At 66.6% G+C, this 7811-nt stretch carries 7 protein-coding genes; 3 read left to right on the top strand and 4 right to left on the bottom strand.

The features are described 5' to 3' along the window. Positions 1-265: hypothetical protein (locus tag IFT65_RS18555; RefSeq protein ID WP_206756820.1), on the top strand; the 265-nt coding region annotated here is incomplete at its 5' end. Between the two features lie 165 nt (positions 266-430). Further along, positions 431-1615 carry a benzoate/H(+) symporter BenE family transporter gene (locus IFT65_RS18415; RefSeq protein ID WP_192082849.1) on the top strand — a complete coding sequence of 395 codons (1185 nt, stop codon included), beginning with the start codon at positions 431-433 and terminating at the stop codon, positions 1613-1615. Positions 1616-1769: 154 nt separating this feature from the next. On the opposite strand, the gene IFT65_RS18410 is transcribed toward IFT65_RS18415, so the two are convergent. From IFT65_RS18410 to IFT65_RS18395, 4 genes are all read right to left on the bottom strand, one after another. After that, positions 1770-3884, bottom strand: coding sequence for a lytic murein transglycosylase (locus tag IFT65_RS18410; RefSeq protein ID WP_192082850.1), 2115 nt, complete (start codon positions 3882-3884; stop codon positions 1770-1772). Between the two features lie 101 nt (positions 3885-3985). After that, the gene (egtD, locus tag IFT65_RS18405; RefSeq protein ID WP_192082848.1) at positions 3986-4966 is read right to left on the bottom strand and encodes an L-histidine N(alpha)-methyltransferase; all 981 of its coding nucleotides are present in this window, start codon (positions 4964-4966) and stop codon (positions 3986-3988) included. 10 nt (positions 4967-4976) lie between these two features. Beyond that, a complete protein-coding gene (gene egtB / locus IFT65_RS18400) occupies positions 4977-6263 on the bottom strand; it encodes an ergothioneine biosynthesis protein EgtB (RefSeq protein ID WP_192082847.1) in 1287 nt (428 codons plus the stop codon). Positions 6264-6344: 81 nt separating this feature from the next. Beyond that, a complete protein-coding gene (locus IFT65_RS18395; protein ID WP_192082846.1) occupies positions 6345-6734 on the bottom strand; it encodes a YchJ family metal-binding protein in 390 nt (129 codons plus the stop codon). 91 nt (positions 6735-6825) lie between these two features. On the opposite strand from IFT65_RS18395, the gene IFT65_RS18390 reads away from it, so the two are divergent. Continuing rightward, complete coding sequence (locus IFT65_RS18390) at positions 6826-7599, top strand: TSUP family transporter (RefSeq protein WP_188325507.1); 774 nt, start codon at positions 6826-6828, stop codon at positions 7597-7599. The last annotated feature ends 212 nt before the right edge of the window (positions 7600-7811 follow it).

The raw sequence follows: 7811 nt of genomic DNA, 5'->3' as shown, positions 1-7811 counted from the left end.
TCGTTGCGAGCCGCCCATTATAGCGGGCTTTTCCGCTTCGTCAACACCTTTTTTTCAAGGCCGTCTCACCGAAGTGGACGTTGTTGACTCTGCTGCTTCGACGTTGAACCCGAAGGCGTTTCGTCGTTGCGAGCCGCCTATTATGCCGGACTTTTCGAGTCCGTCAACACCTTCGTTCGATCAAATCGTTCGGCGGTGGTGGCGTGCTGTTTCCGCTCTGTTTTCCGAAGAAAGCGTTGCGTTGCAGCGAGGGAGCGAATTGTAGAGATCCTGCAGGATTCGTCAACACCTTTTTTCAATTTGATGACACTCGCTGTGCTGCGTGGTGTCGGCGGGGGTGCTGACGCCGGCGCTGTGCTGCCGCGCGCGCGTTGCGCGCACGGCAGCACAGCGGGTATCAATGGAGGGGTCTTGCAGGGAACACACAACAATGGATGCGCTCGTACGCCGCCCGTGGTGGCGCGATCTCTCGTTGCCCGCTGTAGTGGCCGGCTTCATCACCGTCCTGGTGGGCTTCGCCAGTTCAGCGGTGATCGTCTTCCAGGCGGCCCAGGCCGTCGGTGCCGATCAGCGTGAGATCGCTTCATGGATGTGGGCGCTTGGCCTCGGCATGGGCGTTACCTGTATCGGCCTTTCACTGCGCTATCGGATTCCGGTCGTCACTGCATGGTCCACCCCCGGTGCCGCGATGCTGGTGGTGGGTGCGGGTGGCGTCAGTCTGGCCGAGGCGATCGGTGCCTTCCTGCTCGCGGCTGTCCTCGGTGCGCTCCTCGGCTTCTCCGGCATATTCGCCAAGGTGATGCAGCGTGTGCCGATGGCATTGGCGGCCGGCATGCTGGCTGGCGTCCTGTTGCGGTTCGGGCTGGATGTGTTCGTCTCCATGGGGTCCCAGTTCGGTATGGGCGTGGCGATGTTCGCGACCTGGCTGGTCGGTCGGCGCTGGCTACCCCGCTATGCGGTGATCCTTACCCTGGCGGTCGGCATTGCCTTCGCGGTGGCGCAGGGACAGCTTCACCTGCAGGGCGTGACCCTGCAGTTTGCCGTGCCGGTGTGGACCACGCCGCAGCTGAGCTGGGCGGCGGTGGCCAGTGTGGCCCTGCCCTTGTTCGTGGTCACCATGGCCTCCCAGAATATTCCCGGTGTCGCGGTCATCCGCGCATCTGGCTATCAGGCACCTATCTCGCCGATGATCGGTTGGATCGGCGTCGTCAATGCAGCACTTGCTCCTTTCGGTGCGTTCGCGCTGAACCTGGCGGCGATCACCGCCGCGATCTGCATGGGGCGGGAGGCGCATGAGGATCCTGCGCGTCGTTACACCGCGGCGATGGCGGCTGGCGGGTTCTACCTGCTGGTGGGTCTGTTCGGCGCAACGGTTGCGGCGGTGTTCGCCGCCTTCCCCAAGGAACTGATTGCGTGCGTGGCGGGGATCGCCCTGTTCGGCACCATCGGCAACAGCCTTGCCAGTGCACTGGCCGTGGAGCGGGATCGCGAGGCGGCGCTGGTCACCTTCCTGGTGACCGCTTCCGGATTGGCATTGGGGGGAATCGGGTCGGCGTTCTGGGGGTTGGTGGCCGGTGGCGTGACGCTGATCGTGCTGCGACCGCGGGCGGCTTGATGCCCGGGCGGGTAGAGCCGACTGGGTAGTGCCGACTTCAGTCGGCACCGTTATTGCTAAGCCGACTGAAGTCGGCTCTACCTTGCTGCGTTGCGAAGCCGACTGAAGTCGGCTCTACCGTCCTGGTCCAGCCGACTGAAGTCGGCTCTACCTTCTACAGTGGCTGCACGGTCAGGGTCTGCTTCAGCACATGGCGGCCGCCGGCGGGGACCGTGACCACATCCGGGCCGGCGTTGGCGGCTTCCAGGCAGACATAGTCACGCCAGCCGTCGCCGACGTCGGCCATCTTCGCGGCGGCCTCCGCGCCGGGGTTCCACGCCACCAGCGCGCGGCTGCCCTGGGTTTCGAGGGTGATCCGGCGCTTCATGACGGGATCACGCAGTACGTAGCGGCCCCCCGCCTCTGTATAGATGCGGTCGCTACGCCCGGGATCGCGCGGGTCGCGCAGGTTCCAGGGGCCCTGCTGGCGTCGCGGCTGGGCGTAGTTCTCATACTTGTCGAGATAGTCCAGCCCGTCCACGCCCTCCACGTCCACGCGCGTGGCGTCACCGACGCGGAAATAGTTATGCAGGGCCTGGGTGATGCTGGCCGCGCTGCTGCCGGTGTTCTCGGTGACCAGGGTCTGCTCCAGGGTCGCGCCGATCACCAGCACCATCTGCAACCGCAACGCCAAGGTATCCAGCACAGGCGGTGCGAGGGTGAGTTCAATACGGCCGTCCGGCAGCGTGCGCGCCTGCTTCAGCTCCCATGGCAGGGTCCGTACGAACCCGTGTGACGGGACGTCAGTGCCTTGCCCCTGCCTACCGAAGTACGGCCAGCACACCGGGCTGCCGCCGCGGATGGGGGTGGGCAGCTCCGCGCGGCGCGGCGACAGCCACATCACGTCCTGTCCCCCTTTCGGGACGAAGGACAGCAGTTGGCCACCGAATACGCTGATCGCCGCGGTGGACTGTGGGGTTTCGACCAGCCAGGCATCGAGTCCCTGGAACTTGCCACTGGTGACGCCTTTGATCTGCTGCACGTTGGAAGCACTCCGCAGCGCCGGCGACTGGGCCAGCGCGGTGTAGTTGGAGGGAAGGGTGAAGCGGGTGGCCGCAGGGGCCGCGGTGGGCTCGGCCTGCAGCGCCTGCAGGATCCGTCGCCCGGCGCGTCCGTCTGGCGTCGGCCAGCCCAGTCGTTGCTGTTCGGCCTGGATGGCGCGGCGGCTGGCCGTCCCGATCATGCCGTCGACCGGTCCGACGTCATGGCCGCGGGCGGCCAACAGGGTCTGCAACTGGCGGCGCTCACGGCGGCCCAGGCCAGGGTCATCGGTCGGCCACGCGGTGGCCAGCCCTGCCCCGCCGCGCAGCCGGTCAGCCAGGGTCGCGATCGCCAGGGCATAGCTTTCGGCGGCGTTGTAGCTGTAGATCGCATCGTAGTTGCGGAACACCAGCATTGCCGGTCCCTTGATCCCCGCCGGCAGCAGCAGCGCGGCGCGCACATCGCTGGGCAACCCCGCAGGCGCGATGGCATCGCCCTCCAGCGTGGTCACGCCAAGCGCCTTCCATTCGGACAGGGGGCGGCGCTGGGTGCGGCCGGCCTGGTTGACGGCGAATCCTGCCGGCACGCGTACTTCCATGCCCCAGGGTTCACCGGTCCGCCAACCGGCACGCTTGAGATAATTGGCGGTGGACGCCAGCGCGTCCGGAATGCTCGCCACCAGGTCGCGACGTCCATCGCCGTCCCCGTCCACTGCAATACGCGCATACGTGCTGGGCATGAACTGGGTGTGGCCGAACGCACCGGCCCACGATCCCACCAGGCCTTCACCCTGCAGGTCACCTTGGTGGATCAGTTTCAGCAGCGCCAGCAGTTCGCCGCGGAAGAAGGCCTGGCGTCGCCCGGCGCAACTCAACGTGGCTAGGGACTGCAACAGGGGCCGCTTGCCGAACACGCGTCCGTAATCGCTCTCGACGCCCCATACGGCCACGATGGTCGCGGGATCGACACCGTACTCGGCGGACACGCGCTGCAGCAACGCGGCGTGCTGCGCCAACATGGCCCGTCCCTCTTCCACCCGCTGGTCATCCACCAGGGCGGCCAGGTAATCCCAGATCGGCGTGGTGAACTCCGGTTGCGCATCAAGCAGGTCAAGCACGGTCGGATCCGGTTGCACCGGCGACATCATCGCGATGAAGCGCTCTGCCGGGATGCCCTGCTTCAGCGCAGCGCCCTGCAGGGTGGACAGGCAGGTCGCGAAGGCGGGATCGACCTGCTGGGCATAGGCCATCGGACTTGCCGCCACCGCGACCAGCAGGATCAGGGAGCGCTTGAACATGGATATCCTCCGTGCCGCCATGGCCCGGTCATCATAGCGGCAGCGGTGCCGACTCAGCGGCGTTGCAGCAGGCGCAGGCCGAATGCCGGCTCGGGTGCAACCGAATCCCACCGGCCGACGATCTGCAGATCCGCCGCGTCAAGCAATTGCTGGAAGCTCGCCTCGGTGTATTTGTGGCTGTATTCCACCTGGATGGCGTCGCCGGACGCGAAGTGGAACTGCTGGCCCGCCACGGTGACCTCCTGCTCGCGGTCACTGACGAGCTGGGTTTCAATCCGCAGGTTCGGCACGCTGTAGCGTGCGCGGTGATGGAAGGCCTGCAGGTCGAAGTCGCTGCCGATCTGTTGGTTGAGCCGCCGCAGCAGGTTCAGGGTGAACGCTGCGGTGATCCCGGCGGCATCGTTGTAGGCGGCCTCGACGGTCGCGGTGTCCTTGTGCAGGTCGATGCCGATCAATGCCATCCCCTCGCGTCCCATGGTCTGGTGCATGGCACGCAGCAGGGTGATGGCTTCGGCCTGCTCGAAGTTGCCCAGCGTGGAACCGGGAAAAAACATCAGCCGACGGCGCGGCTCTTCTTCTGGTTCCGGCACCTCCACCGGGTGGGTGAAGTCGGCGCAGACCGGCAGCATCTCGATCGCCGGCAAGGCAGGCGCCAGATGGTCGATGCTGGACAGCAGCGCTGCACGGGATATTTCGATGGGGGTATAGGCCACCGGTTCCCGCAAGGCCTCCAGCAGCAGCGCGGTCTTGCGGCCACTGCCGCTGCCCAGCTCCACGACATGCGCCTTTTCGCCGACTGCGCGGGCGATGTCCGGCAGGCACCGGGCCAACAGGGCAAGCTCGGTGCGCGTGGGGTAGTACTCCGGGGTGCGGGTGATCTGCTCGAACAGCGCAGAGCCGGCGGCATCGTAGAAATACTTCGAAGGCAGCCGCCGTGGCTGGCTGGACAGGCCACGGAGTGCATCCTCCAGCACGCGCTCGCGGCTGGGGGTCAGGTCGGTAAGCGCCTGCCGCGCCGCATGTACGGTACTCATTGAACGTTACTCACTGAAGGTCGCGGGCCAACCGCACACCGGCAAACTGCCAGCGCGCGGAAGGATTGAAGAAGTTGCGGTAACTGGCGCGGACGTGGCCCCTTGGCGTGGCGCAGGAGCCGCCGCGCAGGATCCACTGGCCGGACATGAACTTGCCGTTGTACTCGCCCAGGCTGCCAGGGAAGGTCCGGAAGCCCGGATAGGGGCCATACGCACTGCTGGTCCATTCCCACACATCCCCGTGCATCTGCTGCAGCCCGCCGTCAGGCGAAGCGGCCGCACTGGGATGCAGACGGTCATCGTCAGCGAAGTGTCCGTCCGTTGCCTGCTCAGGCGCCGCCGCTTCCCATTCGAACTCGGTGGGCAGACGTGCACCGGCCCACCGCGCGTAGGCGTCGGCCTCGTAGTAACTGATATGGCACACCGGGGCATTCGGATCCAGTGCGCGCCAGCCGCCCAGCGTGTACTCGCGCTCCAGCGCGTCATCCCAGTACAGCGGATGCTGCCAGCCTTCGGCCTGGTTCAAGGTCCACCCCTCGCTCATCCAGAGCTGGACCTGACGGTAGCCACCGTCGGCAATGAACGCAGCGAACTCCGCGTTGTTGACCGGCCGGCTGGCCAACGCGTGGGCGGGCACGATGACGCGATGGGGGGGCGACTCATTGTCATACGCGAATGCAGCGTTGTCCGGCCACGCCGGTGCGCCGATCCACGCAATGCGCTCTGGGCTCTCGATCCACTGCAACGGCTGCAGGCTGCCGGTGGTTACCGCCAGGTCCTCGCGATAGGCCGGCTGCAGCGGATTGCTCCACAGCGCGTGCTTGATATCGGTCAGCAGCAACTCCTGGTGCTGCTGCTCGTGCTGCAGCCCCAGCTGCAGATGATCCAGCGTTTCGTCGTCCAGGACTTCGCGGCGCAGCAGGTTGAGCACCTGCTCGTCGATATGCGCGCGGTACCGGCCCACCTGGTCGAGACTGGGCCGCGACAGCAGGCCGCGCTGCGGCCGCGCATGCGCCGGGCCGATGGTCTCGTAGTAACTGTTGAACAGGAAATGCCATTCCGGCTGCAGCGGCTGGTAGCCGGGCTGCGTACCGAGCACGAAGCGTTCGAAGAACCACGTGGTGTGGGCAAGATGCCACTTGGTCGGGCTGGCATCGGCCATGCTCTGCACCATCGCATCCTCGGCGCTCAGCGGCGCGGCCAGGGCGAGGCTGCGTTGGCGCACGTGGGCGAAATGGTCTGCCAGCAGGGCGTGGCGGGACGAGGCGGAGGGGGCGGTAGCGAGCGATCTGTTCACCCCCGCAAGCTTCGGGGAGCCGGGGTGAGGATGACGTCATCGGCTCGTTTCGTCAGGGTGTCGACCGCCGTGTGGCGCCCATCAGATCGCGTCGAGGTAGAACCAACGTCCGTCGCGGCGAAGGAAGCGGCTGTGCTCGGTCATCTTTACCGCGCTGCCGCCGCCGATCCGATAGCGTGCGGTGAAACGCACCTGGGCGGTGTCCCCCTCGTGGGTGTGCGCGTGCACGGTCAGGCCCAGCCATTGGGTTCGCTGGCCGGGTTCATCCTGAACCGACAACCTGGTCGGGCGCGTATCCGTTGCCCAGCTGTCCAACAGGTAGTCCGCCCGCTGCAACACATAGGCGCTGTAGCGCGAACGCATCAGGCTGGCGGCATCCGGGGCGGGCGTACCGGCGTGGTAGCGGCCGCAGCAGTCCTTGTAGGCTTGGCCGAGGTCGCAGGGGCAGGTGGCGGGCGCATTCTGGGTCATTTCGCTATTTTTGCACGGCCGGGCCGCGGCCGCGCTGCTGGACACGGGGCAGTGGGCGTATCCTGTCGCCCCGCTCTGCAGGCTGTGACCCGTGCTGGAACTGATCCCCCCCGAGCTCTGGTGGCTGGTGGCCATCGCGTTCATCGCCGGCCTGGTCGATGCCGCCGTCGGTGGCGGCGGCCTGGTACAGTTGCCGGGCTTGTTCACGGTACTGCCGCAGCACACGCCGGCGATGCTGTTCGGCACCAACAAATTCAGTTCGGCCTTTGGTACGGGCGCCGCAGCGTGGCGCTATGCGCGCAATGTGCGCTTCCCGTGGCGCCCGGTCCTGTTCGCGGCGGCGACGGCCTTCGTGTTTTCGTTCCTGGGAGCAACAGCGGTCAGCCTGTTGCCGAAGGACGCCGTGCGCCCGCTGGTGCTGGTGCTGTTGATCGCCATGCTGGGCTACACGCTGTGGAAGAAGGATTTCGGCGCCCTGCACCGACCCCGTGACGTGGGGCGTCGCGAACTGTGGATCGCGTTGGCGATCGGCGCGGCGATCGGCTTCTACGACGGGTTCTTCGGACCCGGCACTGGCAGCTTTCTGATTTTCCTGTTCGTGCGCTTCTTCGGGCTGGATTTCCTGCGCGCGTCTGCGGCATCCAAGGTGGTCAACGTGTCGACCAACGTGGCCGCGCTGTCTTTCTTCGTCCCCACCGGTAACGTGCTGCTGATCTTCGCCCTGCCGATGGCGGTGGCGAACATCGTGGGATCGGTGGTGGGAACACGGCTGGCGTTGCGCGGCGGGACGCCGTTGATCCGCAAGCTGTTCGTGGGACTGGTGGTGGTGCTGATCGCGCGGATGGGCTGGGATACGTTCGCCTGATCCCGTCGAGGTAAGCCGACACCGGTAGCGCCGAGCCGTGCTCGGCGAGCGCGCAGCGCGGCCTGTGTCGGCGGCCGCGAGGTCGGTCGGGGCGCATCGCCAAGAGCAGCCGACTGAAGTCGGCTCTACCTGGGCATCATGCATCGCGGCGTGCGTCGGGGGCCGCGAGGTCGGTCGGGGCGCATGGCCAAGAGCAGCCGACTGAAGTCGGC

Source organism: Stenotrophomonas sp. CFBP 13725 (assembly GCF_014841935.1).
In the GTDB taxonomy this organism is placed as follows: domain Bacteria; phylum Pseudomonadota; class Gammaproteobacteria; order Xanthomonadales; family Xanthomonadaceae; genus Stenotrophomonas.
The sequence above is the reverse complement of the archived record's forward strand: the minus strand, read 5'-3'. Positions and strand labels throughout refer to the sequence as shown.

Coding starts and splice junctions, on each gene's coding strand:
- IFT65_RS18415 (WP_192082849.1), top strand. CDS start 431: ATGGATGCGCTCGTACGCCGCCCGTGGTGGCGCGATCTCTCGTTGCCC.
- IFT65_RS18410 (WP_192082850.1), bottom strand. CDS start 3,884: ATGGCCTATGCCCAGCAGGTCGATCCCGCCTTCGCGACCTGCCTGTCC.
- egtD (WP_192082848.1), bottom strand. CDS start 4,966: ATGAGTACCGTACATGCGGCGCGGCAGGCGCTTACCGACCTGACCCCC.
- IFT65_RS18395 (WP_192082846.1), bottom strand. CDS start 6,734: ATGACCCAGAATGCGCCCGCCACCTGCCCCTGCGACCTCGGCCAAGCC.